Source organism: Pseudomonas rustica (genome assembly GCF_018336155.1).
GTDB lineage: Bacteria > Pseudomonadota > Gammaproteobacteria > Pseudomonadales > Pseudomonadaceae > Aquipseudomonas > Aquipseudomonas rustica.
This window is the reverse complement of sequence record NZ_JAGYHF010000005.1, coordinates 73,652-93,205: the sequence shown is the minus strand read 5'-3', so window position 1 is coordinate 93,205 and position 19,554 is coordinate 73,652. Positions and strand designations below refer to the sequence as shown.

The following is a 19,554-nucleotide window of genomic DNA, read 5'->3' as shown; positions in this document are numbered from 1 at the left end:
GGAATTAATTTAAGAAATTTTAAAAAAGTCGTTGACGTAAATCCGAAAAACCCTTTTAATGCGCCCCGTTGCCCAGATAGCTCAGTCGGTAGAGCAGGGGATTGAAAATCCCCGTGTCGGCGGTTCGATTCCGTCTCTGGGCACCAAATACCGAAAACCCTGAATCGCAAGATTCAGGGTTTTTTTATGTCTGCGATTTGGTAAGGCACGGTTTCATATCGACGGAATCGCCGGACAACGTTTCCCTCCCCCTCTATCTACCCCTCCCAACAAGCATCAGATCGCGATCAGACGAATAAGCCTACAAGGCCCGGAGTCGCACATCCCTGTAGTCTCTCAAACCTGTCTGAATGCTCCGTAGGCCACAGCGGAAATGGACGACATACACGACGCTTCGGTTTTGGCACAATGCGAGGAAGAGTTACCGCATCGCTCTACACCAGACTTACAACACGGAAGTAACCTGACAACGAGGGAACACAATGTCTTGGGACATCATCGGCATGCTCGCGCTCGTCGCGTTCTGCGCCGGTTTTTTTGATGCGATCGCTGGGGGCGGCGGCTTGATCACCCTGCCGGCTTTATTTCTAGCGGGGGTGGATCCGATCAGCGCCATTGCCACGAACAAGTTTCAGGCGGCATCAGCCACGATCTCGGCCACGGCAACCTTTGCCCGCAAAGGCTTGATCGAATGGCGGGAAGGTCGCTATCTGATGATCTGTGGCTTCATTGGCGGCGCCAGCGGTGCGCTGCTGGTCAGCTCAATCGACAAGCGCTACCTCGAAGCCTGCGTGCCGATCATGTTGATTCTGGTGGCCATCTATTTTGCGCTGTCGCCAAAACTGGCGAATGAAGATCGACGCAAGCGAATAGGAATTCTGCTGTTTTCATTTACCGTTGCGCCCATCCTGGGCTTTTACGACGGTATATTCGGGCCGGGCGTGGGTTCTTTCTTTATCGTAGGATTTGTCCTTCTGTGCGGCTTGGGCATGATGCGCGCCATGAGTTTTACCAAGCTCGCCAACGCATCCTGCAATCTGGGTTCGCTGGCGGTGTTCATCACCAAAGGCGTGATCATCTGGCCAGTCGCAATTGCCATGGCACTGGCGGCGTTTTTCGGCGCTCAGTTAGGCGCGCGTGCCGCTGTTCGAGTCGGGCCGCGACTGATTAAACCGATGCTGATCGTGGTTTGCTGCGCCTTGGCCATCAAACTGCTGAGTGTTGAAAGCAACCCATTGCGCGTTGTGCTCTCGCAGGCAGTGGCCTCGTTTTGAGCAGCATCACGCCGCAACCATGAAAACCCGCGATCCCATCCTCAGAGATCCGCCCTTACGGAAGAGGGTCATCCCCGCGATGAACCAGAAACGCACTCGCATCCCCCTGCCCCATCCGCCGCCACCTCGGGAAAGCCTGGTGTCGAGAGGACTGGCGATCATGATCAGCGTGTTTCTGATCAGCACCGGCGCGCTGCTGTGCTACTCGGTCATCGACGGCTTGATTCACGACACCATCACCACCGCCACTCGCGGCGGGCCGGCCAAGGTCTACACCCTTGCCGGGCAACCGGGCGCGTACTGGTTTCATATCGTTTTTGAAGGATTTTTTGGCGGATTGCTGCTGATCGCAGGGGTGGCGTGGCATCGACTGACGCGTATCGGCAAACCTGCGAGCAGGGCCCGGCGTAAATACCGGTAGCACTTGGCGCTCGTAAGAAATGGACTACAGACCCTGCCCGCCAACGTCCTTTTCCCCGGCAGTGTCCTGCATGACCAATCGCCTCTTCCTGCGGATTTCACCGTCTCTCCCGACATACTCAAACGGCGACGCCGGGCATGCTTTTGCGTCTGTTCACAATGAAGCGAAAGACCCGATGAGCCAGTTAAAACCTGCTGACACGCAAGACCCGAAAATCGATTCATTGCTGGGGGAGCTTGGCGAGTTGATTCGTCAGGCACGGCAAAAAGTGCTGCGAGCGGTTGATACGATTCAAGTGCAGACCTGCTGGCAGATCGGCCGGCATATCGTCGAGTTTGAGCAACAGGGCGCCCAGCGTGCGGGCTATGGAAAGCAACTGCTGGCTCTGCTGGCGAAGGATCTGACGGCGCAGTTCGGGAAGGGGTTTGACGCATCAAATCTGCGCTATATGCGCCTCTTTTATCAGGCGTTTCCAATTCGTGACGCACTGCGTCACGAATTGAGCTGGACCCACTATCGACGGCTTCTGGGGGTGAACAATGAAAAAGCGCGGCATTGGTACATGGACGAGTGCGCCAATCTGAACTGGTCAAGCCGCGCCCTCGATCGCCAGATTCTCACCCTCTACTACGAGCGGCTCCTCATGAGTCGAGACAAAGCCGACGTGATCGAAGAAGCCACCACCAACATCGAAGCGATGAAATGCAATCCGCGTGAGTTCATTCGCGATCCGGTCATGCTCGAGTTTCTCGGCCTGCCGTCAGCCGGCAAGGTCAGGGAAAGCAGTCTCGAACAAGCCCTCATCGATCACCTGCAGGGCTTTCTGCTCGAACTGGGCAAAGGCTTTTCCTTCGTTGCTCGCCAGCAACGCATCAGTACCGACGGCGTCGATCTGTACATCGATCTGGTGTTCTACAACTACCTGCTCAAATGCTTTGTGATCATCGATCTCAAACGCGGCAAGCTCAGCGCCCGCGATGTCGGGCAGATGGACATGTATGTGCGCATGTATGACGAGCTGATGCGCAGCGAGGGCGACAAGCCGACAGTCGGGATAATTTTGTCTGCCGAAAGCAACGATTCGGTGGCGCGCTATTCAATGCTCAAAGGCAACGAACAACTGTTCGCCAGCAGCTACAAAACGATATTGCCGAGTGAAGAAGAGTTGCGCGCAGAACTCAATCGCGAACAGGCCTTGATCGAAGAACGCATGCTGACTCAATCCACTGAATAAACCCTACGGATTGTTCCCGGGCGGCGCGGAGACTATCGTTGGCAGCTTACCCGTCAAGGTCGAGAGTCATGAGCTGTCAGGACATGCCCGCAACGCAGGATGTGCAGTCAAGGTCGCCGATTTTGAATACTGCTCAAGGCGAGCCTTTCAAAGAATCGGCTACCGACGGCTATGTGCTGGGCGGTTTCACCTGGCGTCACACATCCCCCGATGCCCAGCGCCCGGTGGTCATCATCAACGCCGCCACCTCCGTGCGCTGCGGCCACTACTCGCGATTCGCCGCCTATCTGTTCGCCAATGGCTTCGACGTCATCACCTACGACTACCGCGGCATCGGCGAATCGCGACAGGCTTCGATCAAAGGCCTGAACGCTTCGTGGACTGATTGGGGCGCGCTGGATTTCGAGGCGATGCTCAAGCGTGCGCAACGTGAGTTTCCCGGTCAGCCGATTGACGTGGTCGGGCACAGTTTTGGCGGTTGCGCGGCGGGCTTGGCCGAGTCCGGGCGAGTTATCCGACGGTTGGTCACTGTCGGCGCGCAGTTCGCCTACTGGCGAGATTACGCGCCCGAGCATCGCTGGCGCATGTTTGGCAAATGGCATCTGCTGATGCCGTTGATGACCCTGCTCTGCGGCTACTTCCCCGGCAAACGCCTCGGCTGGCTGGAGGACACGCCGACAGGCGTTGTACGCGACTGGAGCACGCCTGCCGCGCGTCTTGAAGGGCGCCCGAGCGGTCGCGCACTGATGAAAAAAACCGGCACCCTGCCCTTCGCCAATGTCCGCGCGCAGACGCTGGCCATCAGCATCAGCGACGATCCCTACGGCACGATTGCGGCCATCGAACGCCTGCTCGACTACTTCAGCAACGCTTCAAAAACCCACCTGCGCATCGAACCGCAGGACATAGGCGAACAACAAGTCGGACATTTCGCCTTTTTTCGCAGCGCATACCAAGCCACACTATGGCCCATCGCTCTGACCTGGCTGCACACCGGCGCACTGGCCCCCGACACACCGGGGCGGCAAGTCCCGCGCAGCTGAGCCCTCTCAACGCACGACGGAACACATCATGGCCTCCGCCAACAAGCAGCAAAAACGCGCCACCCGGGCCAAAGCCAAGGCCAAGCAGAACCGCACCAAACGCGCTGAAGCGCCGGTCGAGCTGGATCCGAACGACGACCGCATCGACTTCGAATCGGTGGATCTGACCGAGCTGTTCAAGAAAATGATCGACGCCGAGAAGATCAGCCAGCAAGCCCTTTGCACCGCGTTCCTCGAAGACCCGCTGCTGGAACTGGTTTACGAGCAGGAAGGCGAAGAAGGCGCGATGGACTTCATCCTCGCCGCGCTGATCGAGTATCGCCAGTGGTCGCAGGAAACCGACGAGGCCGGCGCGCTGGCATGGATCGAATCACCGGCCTTCCAGGCCGACTATGTGGCGGCGTCCGACGCGATCGCCGCAAACACCCAACAGAAGAACTGAGCTCCCATGGCATCCCTGAACAAGCAACAGAAACGCGCCAAACGCGCCAAGGCCAAAGCCAAGCAAATCCGTATGGTCGGCCGCAAGCCGCTGGAGCAGGACGAAGACCTCGACCACCTCGCCGAGCCGGTGCCGGAATACGTCCTGGCGATGTTCAGCAAAATGCGCGACGCCGAAGCCATCAGCCGCAACGAAATGCTGCTGACCCTGCTGCGCGAACTGGCGTTCGTCATCGTTGATCATCCTGAACTGCTGGACATGGAAAACGCCGACAACGAAGGCATGGCCGCCACCCACCTGGCCGCCGACATGCTGATCGACTACCGCATGTGGGCCGAAGGCGTAACGATCGAAGAAGCACAGGCCTGGCTGAGCGAGCCACAGTTCATCACCGATTTCGGGATTGCGCTGGATGCTTATGGCAGGTCGGTGGAAGCACAGGAAGACAAGAGCGAATAAACATCGCTCAAAAACAAAAACGGCCGCTAGTCATCTCTGACAGCGGCCGTTTTGCATTACGCGTTACGGATCAGTTCAACACCACCGCACCACGTTTTTCCAGCTTTCGACGGCGTGCCACCAACAAACCGGCAGCCACCACCATCAGGCTCAGCAAACCAGTCGCGAGGATTTCCACGCGATGCGCTTCCTGGAACAGCATGATCGTCAGGGCCGCGACGATGAAGATGATCACCGCGTAGGTCAGGCCCGGGAACAGCCACATGCTGAAGACGATTTTCTCGCCGCGTGCCATGCGCTGCTTGCGCATACGCAGTTGCGAGAAGGCGATTACCAGGTACACCAACAGTGCGATCGCGCCGGAGCTGGCCAGCAGGAATTCGAACACCGCGGCCGGGGCCACGTAGTTGGCGAAAGTGCAGAGGAACGCTGCGCCGGTGGACAGCATCACCGCCCAGTAAGGCGTGCCGCTTTTGTTGGTGCGGGTCGACATGGCCGGGGCATCGCCACGCTTGCCGAGGGAGAAGAGCATGCGCGACGAGGTGTACAGCGCCGAGTTCAGGCAGCTGGTCACTGCGACCAGAACGACGATGTCGACGATCATTTTCGCGTTAGGAATGCCCATGCGCTCAAGCACGGTCTGGTAGGAGCCGAGGTTGGCCAGCGTAGGATCGTTCCAAGGTACCAGGGCCACAACGATGAAGATCGACACGAGGTAGAACAAGCCGATCCGCCAGATCACCGAATTGGTGGCCTTGGAGATTTGCTTGCCTGGGTTCTTCGATTCCGCGGCCGCGATGGTCACGATTTCGGTACCCATGAAGGAGAACATGGTAGTCAGGATTGCACCCAGTACCGCGCCCATGCCGTTTGGCAGGAAGCCGCCGCTGTCGAACAGGTGCGACACACCGCTGACCTGGCTGTTCGGCAGGTAGCCGAAGATCGCTGCAAGACCGAGGGCGATGAAGCCGATGATCGCCAGCACTTTGATCAGGGCAAACCAGAATTCGAATTCACCGTAGTTCTTCACGCTGAACAGGTTGGTGACGGTCAGCAGCATGGTGATGATCAGCGCGAAAGCCCAAATGCCTACGCCCGGGAACCAAGCGTGGAGGATGGTCGCGGCGGCGTTGGCTTCCAGTGGAATCACCAATACCCAGAACCACCAGTACAGCCAGCCGATGGTGAAACCGGCCCAGTGTCCGATGGCACGGTCGGCGTACGTCGAGAACGAACCGGTGTCCGGCGAGGCAACAGCCATTTCGCCGAGCATGCGCATCACCAACACCACCAGGGTACCGGCGGCGGCATAAGCCAGCAGCACAGCAGGGCCGGCAGCAGCGATGGCGTGGCCGGAGCCAACGAACAGACCGGCGCCGATCACACCGGCGATCGACAACATGGTCACATGACGCGGTTTGAGCCCCTGTTCGAGGCCATTGGAGCTTGGGGTACTGCTCATCGAAACTACCTTTGCGAGGAAAGCGATTCAGTCCGTCCTGTCTGGCGTGATCTTTCTCGTAAAAAGAAACCAACAGGGCGTTCCGGATTCTGCACGCAATAAATGCGCCAAAATGTTTCAAAGTCTTCTGGATCGCGGCTTTGCGTGCGACCGGACATTCATCGCAACTCATTGAGATTAATGGCTATTCGCCAGAACGTTACCCTGCGACTCACTTTCAAGACGAATCAGCGCACCAGAAACACACTGAAAAAGTGTGGGATGCACAATAAAAGGGCGAATCAGGAACGTTCGGCCGGATAGCGCTTCCAACACCCCGCCAAAGCTGGCAACATCGCGCCTTTTTTTACGCGACACCCACGGGTTTGCACGATCAAACACCCGTTCGGTTGTTGATGGGGCGACAGTCTGCTGTGCCGATGCGACAACCTGCCACATGCCACCCGTTAACCGCTCGTAGCGCTGTTGGCTGCCATTGAAACGCTATGCTAGCTTGGCCGCCTCGCCAGGAAGGCCACCCAACAGCTGGAGCGCAACATATATGAGGAACGCACATGGCTGAGGCCACGCCCGCGCTTGAAATCCGCAACTTGCACAAACGCTACGGACAGCTTGAGGTGCTCAAAGGCATCTCGCTGACCGCCCGCGACGGCGATGTGATCTCGATCCTCGGTTCCTCCGGTTCCGGCAAGTCCACGTTCCTGCGTTGCATCAACCTGCTCGAAAACCCGCACCAGGGCCAGATTCTGGTGGCCGGTGAAGAACTCAAGCTCAAGGCTGCCAAGAATGGCGAACTGGTTGCCGCCGACGGCAAACAGATCAATCGCCTGCGCTCCGAGATTGGTTTTGTGTTTCAAAACTTTAATCTGTGGCCGCACATGAGCATCCTCGACAACATCATCGAGGCCCCGCGTCGCGTGCTCGGTCAGAGCAAAGCTGAAGCGATCGAAGTCGCCGAAGCGCTGCTGGCCAAGGTCGGCATCTCCGACAAGCGCCACGCGTACCCGGCGCAATTGTCCGGCGGTCAGCAACAACGCGCGGCGATTGCCCGCACGCTGGCGATGCAACCGAAGGTGATCCTGTTCGACGAGCCCACCTCGGCGCTTGACCCGGAAATGGTTCAGGAAGTACTTAGTGTCATCCGCGCATTGGCCGAAGAAGGCCGCACCATGCTGCTCGTGACCCACGAAATGGGCTTCGCCCGTCAGGTCTCCAGCGAAGTGGTGTTCCTTCACCAAGGCCTTATAGAAGAGCAAGGATCGCCACAGCAGGTGTTCGAAAACCCGCTTTCGGCGCGCTGCAAACAATTCATGTCCAGCAACCGCTAACGGAGCAACATGCATGCAGAACTATAAAAAGGTCTTCCTGGCCGCCGCCGTCACCCTCGCGTTCAGCGCCGGTGCCATGGCTGAAACCCTGAAGATGGGCATCGAAGCGGCTTACCCGCCGTTCAACAACAAAGACGCCAGCGGCAACGTGGTCGGCTTCGACAAAGACATCGGCGACGCCCTGTGCGCGAAGATGAAAGTCGAATGCAGCGTGGTCACGTCCGACTGGGACGGCATCATTCCGGCCCTGAACGCGAAGAAGTTCGACTTCCTGATCTCCTCGCTGTCGATCACCGAAGAGCGCAAAGGCGCGGTCGATTTCACCGACCCGTACTACTCGAACAAGCTGCAGTTCATCGCACCGAAAAACGTCGACTTCAAAACCGACAAGGACTCGCTCAAGGGCAAGACCATCGGTACTCAGCGTGCAACCCTGGCCGGTACCTGGCTGGAAGACACCTACGCCGATGACATCAAAGTCAGCCTCTACGACACCCAGGAAAACGCCTACCTCGACCTGACCTCTGGTCGTGTCGACGCGATCCTCGCCGACAAGTACGCCAACTATGACTGGCTGAAAAGCGACGCGGGCAAGAACTACGAGTTCAAAGGTGACCCGGTCGTAGAAAGCGACAAGATCGGCATCGCTGTACGTAAAGGCGATCCACTGCGTGAGAAGTTGAACGCTGCCCTGAAGGAAATCGTCGCCGACGGTACCTACAAGAAGATCAACGACAAGTACTTCCCGTTCAGCATCTACTGATCCTGACCTGTGGGACTGGCGCCGTGATGCAACGGCGCTGGCTCCCGACTTTGCCTGCCGCAATTTGAACAGAATTCCATGATTATCGACCTCTACGGATTCGGCCCGGCCCTCGCTGCCGGCGCGCTGATGACCGTCCAACTGGCCCTCACGGCCCTGTGCCTGGGACTGGTGCTCGGTCTGCTCGGCGCCTTGGCCAAGACTTCCCCGTACAAGCCGCTGCAATGGCTTGGCGGCACTTATTCGACCCTCGTGCGTGGCGTCCCGGAATTGCTCTGGGTACTGTTGATCTACTTCGGTACGGTCAACCTGATGCGCGCCCTCGGTGAGTTCTTCGGCAACCCCGACCTGCAACTCAACGCCTTCGCCGCTGGCGTGATCGCCCTCGGCCTGTGCTTCGGCGCTTACGCCACGGAAGTGTTCCGTGGTGCAATCCTCGCCATTCCCAAAGGCCACCGTGAGGCCGGCCAGGCCCTGGGCCTGTCGAAATGGCGGATCTTCACCCGTCTGATCATGCCGCAGATGTGGCGCATCGCCCTGCCCGGTCTGGGCAATCTGTTCATGATCCTGATGAAAGACACCGCGTTGGTCTCGGTGATCGGCCTGGAAGAAATCATGCGTCACGCGCAAATTGGCGTGACCGTGTCGAAACAACCGTTCACCTTCTATATGGTCGCCGCGATCATGTACCTGGGCCTGACCGTGCTGGCGATGACCGGCATGCACTTCCTGGAAAAACGCGCCGCTCGCGGCTTTGCGAGGAGCGCTTAAATGAACTGGGAAGTCATCATCAAGTGGCTGCCGAAACTGGCGCAGGGCGCGACCCTGACTCTGGAACTGGTGGCCATCGCTGTCATCGCCGGTTTGCTGCTGGCGATTCCGCTAGGCATCGCCCGCTCCTCCAAGCTCTGGTACGTGCGCTCGTTGCCTTACGCCTACATCTTCTTTTTCCGTGGCACGCCACTTTTGGTTCAGCTGTTTCTGGTTTATTACGGTTTGGCGCAGTTCGACGCGGTGCGTGCAAGTGCGTTGTGGCCGTACCTGCGCGATCCGTTCTGGTGCGCCACGGTGACCATGACCCTGCACACGGCGGCGTACATCGCCGAGATTCTGCGCGGGGCGATTCAGGCGATTCCGCCGGGCGAGATCGAAGCGGCGCGGGCCTTGGGCATGTCCAAGCCGAAAGCGATGTTCTACATCATCCTTCCGCGCGCGGCGCGCATCGGCCTGCCGGCCTACAGCAACGAAGTGATCCTGATGCTCAAGGCCAGTGCGCTGGCCAGTACCGTGACCTTGCTGGAACTGACCGGCATGGCGCGCACGATCATTGCGCGCACCTATCTGCCGGTGGAAATCTTTTTCGCGGCGGGCGTGTTCTATCTGCTGATGGCTTACGTGCTGGTGCGCGGCTTCAAGCTGCTGGAGCGCTGGCTGCGCGTCGATGCCTGCCAAGGGCGTTGATTCTTCCTACGTGCTGACGGGCGAGGACTTACTCGCCCGCTTCACGGCGCTGGATGCTTTTTTGATTGAGCATCAGGCGCTGTGGAAACCTCGACCGTTCACCCATCTTTCGCTTGCTTGGGAAGCGTCCTACCCGGAATTGTCCTCGTGGCTACGCGGACGGTCGCTGGAAGAGGCGGAAAACGCTCATAACCACCCTGCTGATCTTGCTGATGCGCCGGAGCCGTTTGCTTCATTGGCGGCGTTGTCGGCTGAGTTGAGCGTGGTTGGCGAGTTGCCGGGACATGCGCTGGAAGCTGCGGGGCATCGGTTGAATGTCGATGTACCGGGGCGCAAGTGGCAGCAGATCGAGGCGTTTACCAGCCGTTTGGCTTTTGCCTCGCAGCCGATGCATTGGCTGGACTGGTGCTCTGGCAAGGGGCATTTGGGGCGACGCTTGTTGGGCGCGGGGCAGCAACTGACTTGCGTTGAATACGATCCTTTATTGGTCGCCAGCGGTCAGGCGTTAAGTCAGCGTCATCACTTGCACGCTTTGCATGTGGAACAGGATGTACTGGCGGCGAACGCCTCTGCTGTATTGAGCGCGAATCACACGCCCGTCGCCCTTCACGCCTGCGGTGACCTGCATGTGCGATTGATGCAACTGGCCAGTGCCGCAGGTTGCCAGCAAATGGCGATCGCGCCGTGCTGCTACAACCGCATTTGCACAAGCGAACATGAGGCCTTGTCCTACGCCGGATTAACATCGTTCCTACAACTCTCGTTGGAAGATCTCGCTCTGCCGATGAGTGAAACCGTCACCGCTGGTGCACGCGTCCGACGTCAGCGTGACACCTCGATGGCCCGACGCCTTGCTTTCGACCTGCTGCAACGGCAAGTGCGCGGCGTCGACGAATACTTGCCAACGCCCTCCCTGCCCAGCGCTTGGCTGGACAAACCGTTCGCCGATTACTGTCGTGATCTGGCCGATCTCAAAGAGTTATCCACAGTCGGCACGCCAGATTGGGCCGCACTGGAAGCGGCGGGATGGCAACGATTGGCCGAAGTACGCAATCTGGAACTGCTGCGCGGATTATTCCGACGACCACTGGAGCTTTGGCTGAACCTCGATCGGGCACTTTTCCTCACCGAACAGGGATACGCCGTACGCCTCGGCACCTTCTGCGAATCAGCGCTGACTCCGCGCAATTTCCTGTTGTTGGCCGAACGCGAATAAACCACCGCCAGCCTGTGGATAACTCTGTTGATGGATTTTACTCGGATCCAATATCCACGCCTGTTTCGGTGCTGAAACAGCTCTGGTCATTTTTTGTTCACATAAAGAAAAAACCAATAAAACAGGGATTTGCGAGCAAAATGAGAACGCGTCCACAAAAACCGGCCTAAGCACGTCTTCACGGTGCTCGGTTGTGCATAAGCCGCCAATCAAAACGACATAACCGCCGAAAAAAAGCAAAGCTCAGCGGCCTTATCACCCACGCCCAAGACTGAAAATGGGCTCCTCGATAATTAACGTCTGAGCCTGGCGAACGCGACGCCCAACACCACCTCGCGACCGCCCTTCACCGCGCCGAACACGCAGAAGCGCAGCCATTCGCCCGGCCAAACAGTCGCATCGGGCGGACGGTGCAAGCGCTGCGAAATGTACTGCGCAGGGCCTGATTTTCAGAGATGCAAAAATAGTCTGAATTCAGGGGTTTACAGAAATTATCCAGTCGCTATAATCGTCGCCCACACGCCGGTATAGCTCAGTTGGTAGAGCAACTGACTTGTAATCAGTAGGTCCCGGGTTCGACTCCTGGTGCCGGCACCATACAAAACAAAGCCCCTGCAGAAATGCAGGGGCTTTGTTGTTTCTGGGGTGTTTATATTTTTGGCAGCGTTTCTGCTTCAGCTCAAATTTCCGTCTTTATGCCAAATTATGAACTGGCAATAATTATGGCGTACCCATAAAAAGATGTAATCGGATGAGCAGCATTTCTCGTTGCCCTGAACTGGCGGGTTCAATGGAAATCAGGCTTTCCGATCCAATATCGCTTGATGCCTCGACGCTTTGTTCCTCCGCCACAGAGAATGGCATCAACGTAACGCGCGCGGCCTCACCGGCCTTCATCTGACGTACAGACTCCAGTAAGCCCTGCTGGAATTGCTCCAGTTCATCGACCATCGCTGATCTCCTCGTTTTGCCAATCGCGGTGTGCCGGTGATCACCGCCCTTTCCCACGTCTCACACTTGCTGCACATTTCACGACTGCTCACTGCGGACTCCTCAGTCGGGCGCAATGCTGATCATCACGCCTATGCCTCGCAATATTTGCAGGAATTGAGCAAGGCGCTGATCGATGATGTTGTGAAAGTAATGGATGCGCTGCCGGACAAGCCGTTGATGTAAATCAGCCACGTGAAGTCCTCGCTGATGCGAGGGCTTTTTGCGTTTCAGACCTGACTGATTTCAAACACAAACGAAATCTTCTGCTGACTCACACTCCACACATAGCGTAAATGTTTGCCCTGCTTCGGAATCGATAGCGCTGGCGGCCGAAACGCGGCGACGCATTCATGGCCCGGCGATCGAACGCTGTTATAGAGCAGTCCCCATGACTCGGTTTCGCGCAGTTGCCGGGCGAAAACCTGAGACGGCCCATAAGCCTCAGGATCCGGATTGTGCAATTCGGGATGATCGTGACGAATGTCGTGTAACGGTTTAACCACCCGATTGACGTAAGTGCGCATGGTCAACTCAAGATCCGCTTCCTGAGTCGCTGCCAGAAATCGCTCCTGGTGATAACAGGTCTCTGCGATGGCAGCCGCCTGACTGCTTGCGGCGTAGTAAACGCCGAAGGTGCCGTCGCAGAAACGGCTACGTTTGCCGATATGAGTAAACGCAGCCATCACCGGAGTCGATCCGGGGCCGGAGAGTCGATCTTCGGGACGCACTCGGGCGAGAACGCCGGCCTGCTCTATCAATCGATCATTGGTCAGCGCCTCAATCGCGTAGGCGATTTCCAGGTCTTCGGGATCGAGCACATCTTCAAACAGCGCAATCGGCGGGAAGCTGCTGTTAACGATCCGATAGGCTCGCGGCCACGCCACATCCACTAACTCTGGCACCTTCAACCGCGCACCCCATCGAGGTAGCGGCGCACATCGGCGATGTCGACCACGCGTCCGGCGAGCATGTAATCCAGCGCCGTTTGCCCATTGAACGGCGACGCCGTGTTTGGGCTGCTGACCCACGTGTAGGCGCGGTCGCGGCTGTTGCTGAAGATGATGCTCAGCGCCTTGTGAATGCCCATCAGGTAGGAGATACGCTCAAGGGTGTCGTTGGGCAGGCGTATGTTCGGCAGGTGTTTGTATTTATAGAACGTGGTGTTGCCGACGCCGCCCAGCAATGTGCGTTGCTGCTCGGCGCTGCAGCCCCAACGCTCCATGAGGTTGAAGAAGAACTTCAGCGCGACGCGGCCAGCTTCGGGGGCGTCGAGTTGTTCGCTTGGAGTGAGGGCTGGAGGTGAAGTAGGCATCAGATCGTTACCAACTCGTTATGTGATACATCAAGATTAGTACACATATGAACCAAACAAATAAAGCGCTTCATATGCGGACTCCTACTGCCTATTTTTCGTTTGACTTGCCAATACGCCTGACAGAGAATCGGCCCCAAGAGCGCGAAACCGACTGCCTTCAGGTGGCAATAGTCGGCGTTAGGAACCCCGTTGATGACCTGAATATCAGCGCTCGGGTGAGACCTCTTCTCCCCTGCTTGAGGGAGCACAATATCAAGCACCTACTTCAGAAAAAGCAGCCTCTTCAGGCTGCTTTTTTTGTTTGGCGGTTTGGAAACGCTGATACACCAGTATTCCATGGCGATGCTTATTCAACGCTTTCTTGTCGCAGTTCATGAAATTCCAGAGAGCGTGTCCATAGTCAGCGTGGATCACCACAAGCATCTGATATTTCGTGTCGTACGCACCGATGAACGCCAGTCGCATCGAACCGTCATCGTAGGAAATTTGCCAGATTTCCAAGGGATTCTGAATGGTATCCAATGCAAACTCGGTGAAGCGCTCTCGCGCATTGGGCCTTTTTTCGACGATATGTAGTAGGTATTCGCGTCTGACAGTGACCGCGACGTAAGGCGTTTGTATCACGAAGTAACTCTTGCCTTCCGACAACCCAAACCCCAACGCAACCTGCTCCCAAGCCAATTCCAACTTGTCGCACCAGGAATTTCTCGAGCATTCGAATTCAATAACCTCACTTCGATATCGCGTATGTCCGGTAAGCCAAGGGCTATCCAATTGGTTTGATTGGGAGTAGCGCGCTTTCCTGGCAAATTCATTGGTACTCACCCAGTCGCGCCTTGGCTAGGCGGAAATATCCTTAACTGCAATGGATTCGGCCTTAACAAAATCCTCAAAGTAACAAGTCCATATTTCGCTGGTTTTTGGCGGTGGGGTAAATCAGCCACATCCTCATTTGCAATCGGACGCTTCTGGTATCGGGAAGGATTGCTGCCGAGCGAAGGTGGGAAAAATCGCCACAGCTCTTAGATTCCAAACGAAAAAAAGTGCCCGGATCTTTCGATCCGGGCACTTTTTTTGACCCCCATCACCCCCCTTCCCCCAAAAACCCCGATCCTGTGTCAGCCTCCAGCCATCGGCGGGGACATCAATTCGCTACTAAACCCGCGACAACTATGCTCAGGTACAGGAATATACCCAGCATATGGCCGCCGAACCGGCAGTCTCGTAAACAACAATACCCAGCCCACTTTAGAGGGCATTACCCATGGATAGCAGAACCTTACGCAATCTGATGCGCATCGTGCAGACCGGCTCGTTGTCGGCCGCAGCCGAGCATTCGTGCCTGACTGTGCAGGCGTTGGCCGCGCAGTTGAACAAGGTCGAAGAGCAGTTCGGTTTCCGCTTGTTTCGTCGTTCCAACAAAGGGCTGACGCTGACGCCGCAAGGCACTGAGCTGACGCCGTATATGGACAAAGTGCTGATTGCCACGCGACAGATGGAAGAAAAGGTCGAGGCGCTGAAGGTGCCGGGCCAGCGGACGTTGAAGGTGGCGTTGAACAACACGTTGTCGACTGACTTCAACCGGCGAATGATCGGGCGCCTGATCGAGGTGTTTCCCGATTATCAGATGGAATTCAGCTACGCCGAGTCGATGGAAAATCTCAGCAAGTTGAAGAACGAAGACTTTGACCTCGCGGTGCTGATCGGCCCGCAGCGTCCGGGTTTGCCGAGCATTGTCTTGCCCGAAGTGCAGGTGCAGGTGGTCGGCGCGCATTGCGGGCAGGAGAACGATCCGCTGACGTTGCTGGGCAACAAGTTTCAGGTACGTCCTGCAGAAGATTGTCCGTATTCCCACAGCTTTTTGCGTTTTCTCGACGCCGGGCTGGGCAATCACGAGAACGGTCAGCGCATGGTCTATTCATGCAGCGAGACGCTGACGTTGTCGTTGATCACGCAGATGGACGCGGTCGGCATGGTCTCGCGTGAGGCTGCGCAGAAAAACGGCCTGACGATTTTCCCGGGTTTCGAGGACTTCCTCGAAGTGCGCCTGGCGGTGAACAACTCCGAGTTGTCGCGCCAAGCGCTCAGCGATGTCGTCGATCTGCCGTTACATGAACGAGCCGAGCGCAATGTACGCAGCCGTCCCAACCGCCACACTGAGAAAGAGGTTTTTGCTGAAATACGCACATAACAACGTCGGAATCGCGGCATAGAATTCCGGGCGGTCGAGCTGTATGTGCTGATCCTTGATCAACAAGGGAGTCAGGCTGATCGCAGCGACGATCGCCACCGGCAGGTATTCCAGCGCCCGCGCAACAAACGGCGGCCAGTGCTCGGTATTGATTTGCAGTGGCAAGGCGCGTGGCAGAAAGGTCACGGCCATCATCAGCACAACGACCAGAATCAGGAACGTTTGGTCAGGCATACACCCACTCCGCAGCCCACAAACGTGGCGATAAACACATTAAACGGCGAGCTGCCGACCAGGCTCAGGGCGCCCATGCAGATCACCGCTGCCGCGGCGGCGATGAGTTTGTTGCGCGTGTTGCACAGCGACACCAGCACGTAGAGCATCATCGCCGTCAGTGCGTAGTCGAGCTGATATTTGATCAGGTGTGCCGCGTACTGTGCGCAAACTGCGCCGAGCAATCCGCCGAGCACCCACGAGGTGTGGCAGAACAGGTTGAAGCCGATCAGATAGCGCACGTTAACCGGCGCGCCGGTGCCGAGTTTCACACTGTGGAAGGCGAAGGATTCATCAGTCAGGCCGCCGGCGTAAGCCCAACGCTCCATGCGGCTCAAACCGAGCGCGCGCAGGGCTTTGGCCATGTACACCGACATCAACATGTGTCGCGCGTTGATCAAAAAAGTAGTCAGCACAATGGTGGTCAGCGACGCGCCGCTGGAGATCAGAGCCAGCGCGGCGAATTGCGAAGCGCCGGCGTAGACGAACAGGCACATCGCCACCGGCAGCCACATCGGCAACCCGGCGTTGACGGCCATCAGCCCGAACACAAACGACACCGTGAAGTAGCCGGCGACGACCGGGCTGGCTTCGGCAAATGTGCGCGATGGCTGATGGGTGACCATCAGCGGCGCACTGCCGGACCGTTCATTCATAGATCCCTCTCAAATGTCCGTTCGCCGTGGGGCTCGCAAAAACCCTGGGCAGTCCAAAAACGCTTGCCCGCGAGGTTAGCATCGTCGACGAACAGAAACATCCGCAACACGCCGACACGCTTCATGTCGGACGACGCCGCTTCAACCAGACGCTGACCGACACCCTGGCTGCGATAGCGCGGGCTGACGGCCAGATGATTGATCGTGCCGCGACTGCCGAGCATGCCGCCAAGCACCGCGCCGACGATTTCGCCGGCGACGTCGAAGGCGAGATACGACGTGGTGGTTTTCTGAATCAGCACGCCGCGCAGGCACTTGGCGTCCTGCCATTCGCAGAAAGACACTTCGTCGAACTGGCGGAAGAAGCGCTCCATGCGCTGCGCATCCTTGGCCGTGGCGCGTCGCAGCACCACAGGCGTCGAGCACTCGACGCCATCGATTGGGGTGATCTGATTAGCGAACAATGTCGAAAGCGGTCCCGGGCCGCGAGAAAGAAATCGCCAGAATCTGCCGATATGCCATGGCATGGGTGTGCGTGTTGCGCGCAGGCGTCACGTAGTGGCGCATGTCGCGGTCGAGGAAGTAAGTGGTGTCGAGAATTTCCTTGTAAGTGGTCGACGCCAGTGGATGCTCGTGGATGTCGTACAGACGACTCTCGGCACCCTCGACGTTGTTGCGGCCCCAGAAGTGCACACCGCTGAACGGGTAACCGTCGCAGTGAATCCCTTCCGGAGTAATTTCCAGTTGTTTGCCAGGTTTGATCTCGATACGGATCTGATGGATCTGGCACTGCCAGATTTCATCGTGCAGCTCTTCCGGCAACACACTTTTGTACACTTCAAAATCGGTGTCGATCAGGCTGCGCATCACTGGCGACGAAATCACTTCATCGGAGAAGTCCTGGAAGTGTCGTACCAGGCCGCCGACGTAAGCGTTGTTCTCTTTCGACTGCACGTACGCGCGATGCTCAAGTTGCGTCAGCTCGCGGGTTTTCGGGTTGTACTCGAAGTCGCTGTAACGACGGTAACGCATGCCGGCTTCGGCCTGACCGTAGTAGCTGTCAGGCTCCATGTTTTCCCAACTTTTGGTCAGTCTGACGAAGTCGGCAAAATGACCGTAGAGATTGAAGTCACCACCCTGGACGTTGACAAATTTGTCGCGCCGTAGCGATTCGCCCACTTCTCTGTTCAAAACGATCATTACCCAATTCTCCACTGCGTTGAGCGGCCTAATCTATTAGGTGGAGAATTTGCGTCCATGAGAAAGAATTTCAGGCATTTAAAGCCCTGTTTGAAACGAAGTTTGCAGCGACTTAAAAACTACTTTTACATGACAAAAACATGGTTTTTTTCTGGTTTTCATCGAAAAACCGTCGAAAAAAAACCCCGACCGAATCGGGGCTTTTTTCAAGTTTTTACACTTAAACGATCATCAGAAGATGTTGATCGGGTAATCCACGAACACACGCAGCTCGTTGCCGCTGACGTTGTACTCGCTGGACTTCTGCGACACGCGCAGGATCGAGCTGCGCAGTTTCACGCTCAGGTCTTTGGCCGGGCCACTTTGCACGACGTACTTGAACTGGTTGAAGATCTCGCGCTCGGTGCCGCCTTCGCTGGTGGACGTAGTGATGTTGTCGCCACGTACGTAAGCAACGTTGTAGCTCAGACCCGGCACGCCGAAAGCGCTGAAGTCGAGGCCGTAGCCCAACTGCCAGCTGCGTTCGTCTTCAGCGTTGAAGTCAGACCAGTAGGAGTTGGCCAGGTAGATGGTGTTGCCACCGTCGCCGACACGACCCTGATCTTTCTGATAGCCGCCGTAGGCGTAGCCCAGGTTGCTGTCGCCAGTGGAACGCTGGTGCGCCACGGTGAACGAGTGCGGGCCGGTGACGAAAGTCGCGGCCAGGCTCCAGATCTTGTTGTCGTCGCCGGTTGCACCGCTTTCGCGGACGTAGGAATTGTCCAGCTTGGTGCGGTAGCCGTTGAAATCGAGGGTCAGCGATTGATCCTTGTCGATCGGGAACACGTAGTTGGCGTTCACGTATTGCTTCTTCAGCACGTCTTCGACGTCGGAAGCGTACAGCGCCGCCTTGAACTGTTCGGTGAACTGGTAGCTACCGCCCAATACGTTGATCGATTTCAGACCACCGCTGTCACGGCCTTCAGCGCTCTTGCGCGATTCGGCGGTGAAACGACCGGCGTTCAGCTCCAGGCCTTTGATCTCTTTGGAAGTGATCAAAGTACCGGTGTAGCTTTCCGGCAGCAGACGCGAGTTGTCGTAGTTCAGCACCGGCAGGGCCGGCATCTGGTCACCGTACGTCAGGGTGGTGCTGGACAGACGGAATTTGACCGCTGCGCCGCCCTTGGACAGGTCGTCGGCCGGAGCGCCGCTGGCGCCCTTCTTGAAGAAGTCGATACCGCCGGCGCCGCTGCGATCTTCGCTGCGTTCCAGGTTCAGTGCGTACAGACCAAAAGCGTCGACGCCGACACCGATGGTGCCTTGGGTGAAGCCGGACGAGAACGTACCGATGGCCGCTTGGCCCCATTCGGATTTGTCGTCGTTACCGTCTTTGTAGTCACGATTGATGTAAGCGTTGCGCAGCAGCACTTTGAGGCTGCTGTCTTCTTGAAAACCCTTGGACTCGGCCTGGTCGTTAGCCATGGCCTGTGTGGCGCTCAACATCCCCAGAGCGATCAGGCTGATTCGCTTGTTCAACATTTTATTTTCCTTATTACGGGTTGAAACGCGCTGTGTCGAACGGCTGAAACGGCGCTTTTGCACTCTTTTTTCATCCCGAAACAAAAAGACCCGCCCACGACCAAGTCGTGGCGGGCCTTCTTATTATTTTGAGTCATGGCGGTTGGCCACAGGCGTTGGGCCGAATCGTAGCCGCGCCCGGAACAATGTGTCAATTTCAAGAATCGTCTTTAAATAGGCGAAATTCGTCTAAGAAACGTAATTTTTGCGATAGCGGGTTGCAAGGAATCGGTGACAACCAGTGATTTTGACGTTGTGCAGAGGAA

At 57.1% G+C, this 19,554-nt stretch carries 23 protein-coding genes, 2 tRNA genes and 1 pseudogene; 15 read left to right on the top strand and 11 right to left on the bottom strand.

Annotated features, from left to right (window positions below; all coding sequences use genetic code 11):
• Nucleotides 1–70 precede the first annotated feature (70 nt).
• From KFS80_RS10755 to KFS80_RS10725, 7 genes are all read left to right on the top strand, one after another.
• Nucleotides 71–146, top strand: a tRNA-Phe gene (locus KFS80_RS10755).
• A 336-nt stretch (nt 147–482) separates the two neighbouring features.
• Nucleotides 483–1,274, top strand: coding sequence for a TSUP family transporter (locus KFS80_RS10750; RefSeq protein ID WP_212544788.1), 792 nt, complete (start codon nt 483–485; stop codon nt 1,272–1,274).
• Between the two features lie 79 nt (nt 1,275–1,353).
• Nucleotides 1,354–1,695, top strand: a complete 342-nt coding sequence (locus tag KFS80_RS10745; protein ID WP_212544787.1) for a hypothetical protein — start codon at nt 1,354–1,356, stop codon at nt 1,693–1,695.
• A gap of 175 nt (nt 1,696–1,870) precedes the next feature.
• Entirely contained in the window at nt 1,871–2,929 is a 1,059-nt protein-coding gene (locus KFS80_RS10740) for a PDDEXK nuclease domain-containing protein (RefSeq protein ID WP_212544786.1), read from the top strand.
• A 68-nt stretch (nt 2,930–2,997) separates the two neighbouring features.
• Nucleotides 2,998–3,972: an alpha/beta hydrolase family protein gene (locus KFS80_RS10735; RefSeq protein WP_212544785.1), complete on the top strand. Its 975-nt coding sequence runs from the start codon at nt 2,998–3,000 to the stop codon at nt 3,970–3,972.
• Nucleotides 3,973–4,000: 28 nt separating this feature from the next.
• Nucleotides 4,001–4,414 carry a hypothetical protein gene (locus KFS80_RS10730; RefSeq protein WP_053116577.1) on the top strand — a complete coding sequence of 138 codons (414 nt, stop codon included), beginning with the start codon at nt 4,001–4,003 and terminating at the stop codon, nt 4,412–4,414.
• 6 nt (nt 4,415–4,420) lie between these two features.
• On the top strand, nt 4,421–4,873 hold the full coding sequence (locus KFS80_RS10725) for a hypothetical protein (protein WP_212544784.1): 453 nt from the start codon (nt 4,421–4,423) through the stop codon (nt 4,871–4,873).
• 70 nt (nt 4,874–4,943) lie between these two features.
• Here the strand turns inward: KFS80_RS10725 and gabP are convergent, their stop codons facing one another.
• Both gabP and KFS80_RS10715 read right to left on the bottom strand, forming a co-directional pair.
• Nucleotides 4,944–6,335, bottom strand: a complete 1,392-nt coding sequence (gene gabP / locus KFS80_RS10720) for a GABA permease (protein WP_212544783.1) — start codon at nt 6,333–6,335, stop codon at nt 4,944–4,946.
• 177 nt (nt 6,336–6,512) lie between these two features.
• A complete protein-coding gene (locus tag KFS80_RS10715; RefSeq protein ID WP_212544782.1) occupies nt 6,513–6,773 on the bottom strand; it encodes a hypothetical protein in 261 nt (86 codons plus the stop codon).
• A gap of 116 nt (nt 6,774–6,889) precedes the next feature.
• On the opposite strand from KFS80_RS10715, the gene KFS80_RS10710 reads away from it, so the two are divergent.
• From KFS80_RS10710 to KFS80_RS10685, 6 genes are all read left to right on the top strand, one after another.
• Entirely contained in the window at nt 6,890–7,663 is a 774-nt protein-coding gene (locus tag KFS80_RS10710; protein WP_053116575.1) for an ABC transporter ATP-binding protein, read from the top strand.
• A gap of 13 nt (nt 7,664–7,676) precedes the next feature.
• Nucleotides 7,677–8,426 carry an ABC transporter substrate-binding protein gene (locus KFS80_RS10705; protein WP_053116574.1) on the top strand — a complete coding sequence of 250 codons (750 nt, stop codon included), beginning with the start codon at nt 7,677–7,679 and terminating at the stop codon, nt 8,424–8,426.
• A 78-nt stretch (nt 8,427–8,504) separates the two neighbouring features.
• Nucleotides 8,505–9,197: an ABC transporter permease gene (locus tag KFS80_RS10700; RefSeq protein ID WP_007909165.1), complete on the top strand. Its 693-nt coding sequence runs from the start codon at nt 8,505–8,507 to the stop codon at nt 9,195–9,197.
• Entirely contained in the window at nt 9,198–9,887 is a 690-nt protein-coding gene (locus KFS80_RS10695) for an ABC transporter permease (protein ID WP_159815479.1), read from the top strand.
• On the top strand, nt 9,868–11,103 hold the full coding sequence (locus KFS80_RS10690; RefSeq protein ID WP_212544781.1) for a methyltransferase: 1,236 nt from the start codon (nt 9,868–9,870) through the stop codon (nt 11,101–11,103). Before KFS80_RS10695 ends, KFS80_RS10690 begins: the two co-directional genes overlap by 20 nt.
• Before the next feature lie 521 nt (nt 11,104–11,624).
• Nucleotides 11,625–11,700 (top strand) — tRNA-Thr (locus KFS80_RS10685).
• 123 nt (nt 11,701–11,823) lie between these two features.
• On the opposite strand, the gene KFS80_RS26935 is transcribed toward KFS80_RS10685, so the two are convergent.
• Nucleotides 11,824–12,054 carry a hypothetical protein gene (locus KFS80_RS26935; RefSeq protein WP_246541805.1) on the bottom strand — a complete coding sequence of 77 codons (231 nt, stop codon included), beginning with the start codon at nt 12,052–12,054 and terminating at the stop codon, nt 11,824–11,826.
• Nucleotides 12,055–12,075: 21 nt separating this feature from the next.
• Between KFS80_RS26935 and KFS80_RS10675 the strand changes: the two are divergent.
• Nucleotides 12,076–12,279: pseudogene (locus tag KFS80_RS10675) on the top strand (DUF3077 domain-containing protein); the annotation flags it as partial.
• 44 nt (nt 12,280–12,323) lie between these two features.
• On the opposite strand, the gene KFS80_RS10670 reads toward KFS80_RS10675, so the two are convergent.
• From KFS80_RS10670 to KFS80_RS10660, 3 genes are all read right to left on the bottom strand, one after another.
• Nucleotides 12,324–13,004: an RES family NAD+ phosphorylase gene (locus tag KFS80_RS10670; RefSeq protein ID WP_212544779.1), complete on the bottom strand. Its 681-nt coding sequence runs from the start codon at nt 13,002–13,004 to the stop codon at nt 12,324–12,326.
• The gene (locus KFS80_RS10665; protein ID WP_212544778.1) at nt 13,001–13,408 is read right to left on the bottom strand and encodes an MbcA/ParS/Xre antitoxin family protein; all 408 of its coding nucleotides are present in this window, start codon (nt 13,406–13,408) and stop codon (nt 13,001–13,003) included. Before KFS80_RS10665 ends, KFS80_RS10670 begins: the two co-directional genes overlap by 4 nt.
• 255 nt (nt 13,409–13,663) lie before the next feature.
• Complete coding sequence (locus KFS80_RS10660; RefSeq protein WP_338109594.1) at nt 13,664–14,236, bottom strand: PBECR2 nuclease fold domain-containing protein; 573 nt, start codon at nt 14,234–14,236, stop codon at nt 13,664–13,666.
• A 439-nt stretch (nt 14,237–14,675) separates the two neighbouring features.
• Between KFS80_RS10660 and KFS80_RS10655 the strand changes: the two genes are divergently transcribed.
• Nucleotides 14,676–15,602, top strand: coding sequence for a LysR family transcriptional regulator (locus KFS80_RS10655; protein WP_053116561.1), 927 nt, complete (start codon nt 14,676–14,678; stop codon nt 15,600–15,602).
• Here KFS80_RS10655 and KFS80_RS10650 read toward each other — a convergent pair.
• From KFS80_RS10650 to KFS80_RS10630, 5 genes are all read right to left on the bottom strand, one after another.
• Entirely contained in the window at nt 15,519–15,836 is a 318-nt protein-coding gene (locus KFS80_RS10650) for an AzlD domain-containing protein (protein WP_053116560.1), read from the bottom strand. The genes KFS80_RS10655 and KFS80_RS10650 overlap by 84 nt on opposite strands.
• Nucleotides 15,815–16,531 (bottom strand): AzlC family ABC transporter permease, encoded by a 717-nt coding sequence (locus tag KFS80_RS10645; RefSeq protein ID WP_053116559.1) that lies wholly within the window; start codon nt 16,529–16,531, stop codon nt 15,815–15,817. The genes KFS80_RS10650 and KFS80_RS10645 overlap by 22 nt, the downstream gene beginning before the upstream one ends.
• Nucleotides 16,528–16,905: a GNAT family N-acetyltransferase gene (locus tag KFS80_RS10640; RefSeq protein WP_053116558.1), complete on the bottom strand. Its 378-nt coding sequence runs from the start codon at nt 16,903–16,905 to the stop codon at nt 16,528–16,530. The genes KFS80_RS10645 and KFS80_RS10640 overlap by 4 nt, the downstream gene beginning before the upstream one ends.
• A gap of 79 nt (nt 16,906–16,984) precedes the next feature.
• A complete protein-coding gene (locus KFS80_RS10635) occupies nt 16,985–17,731 on the bottom strand; it encodes a 2OG-Fe dioxygenase family protein (RefSeq protein WP_212544777.1) in 747 nt (248 codons plus the stop codon).
• Between the two features lie 231 nt (nt 17,732–17,962).
• A complete protein-coding gene (locus tag KFS80_RS10630; RefSeq protein ID WP_053116556.1) occupies nt 17,963–19,249 on the bottom strand; it encodes an OprD family porin in 1,287 nt (428 codons plus the stop codon).
• Between the last annotated feature and the right edge of the window lie 305 nt (nt 19,250–19,554).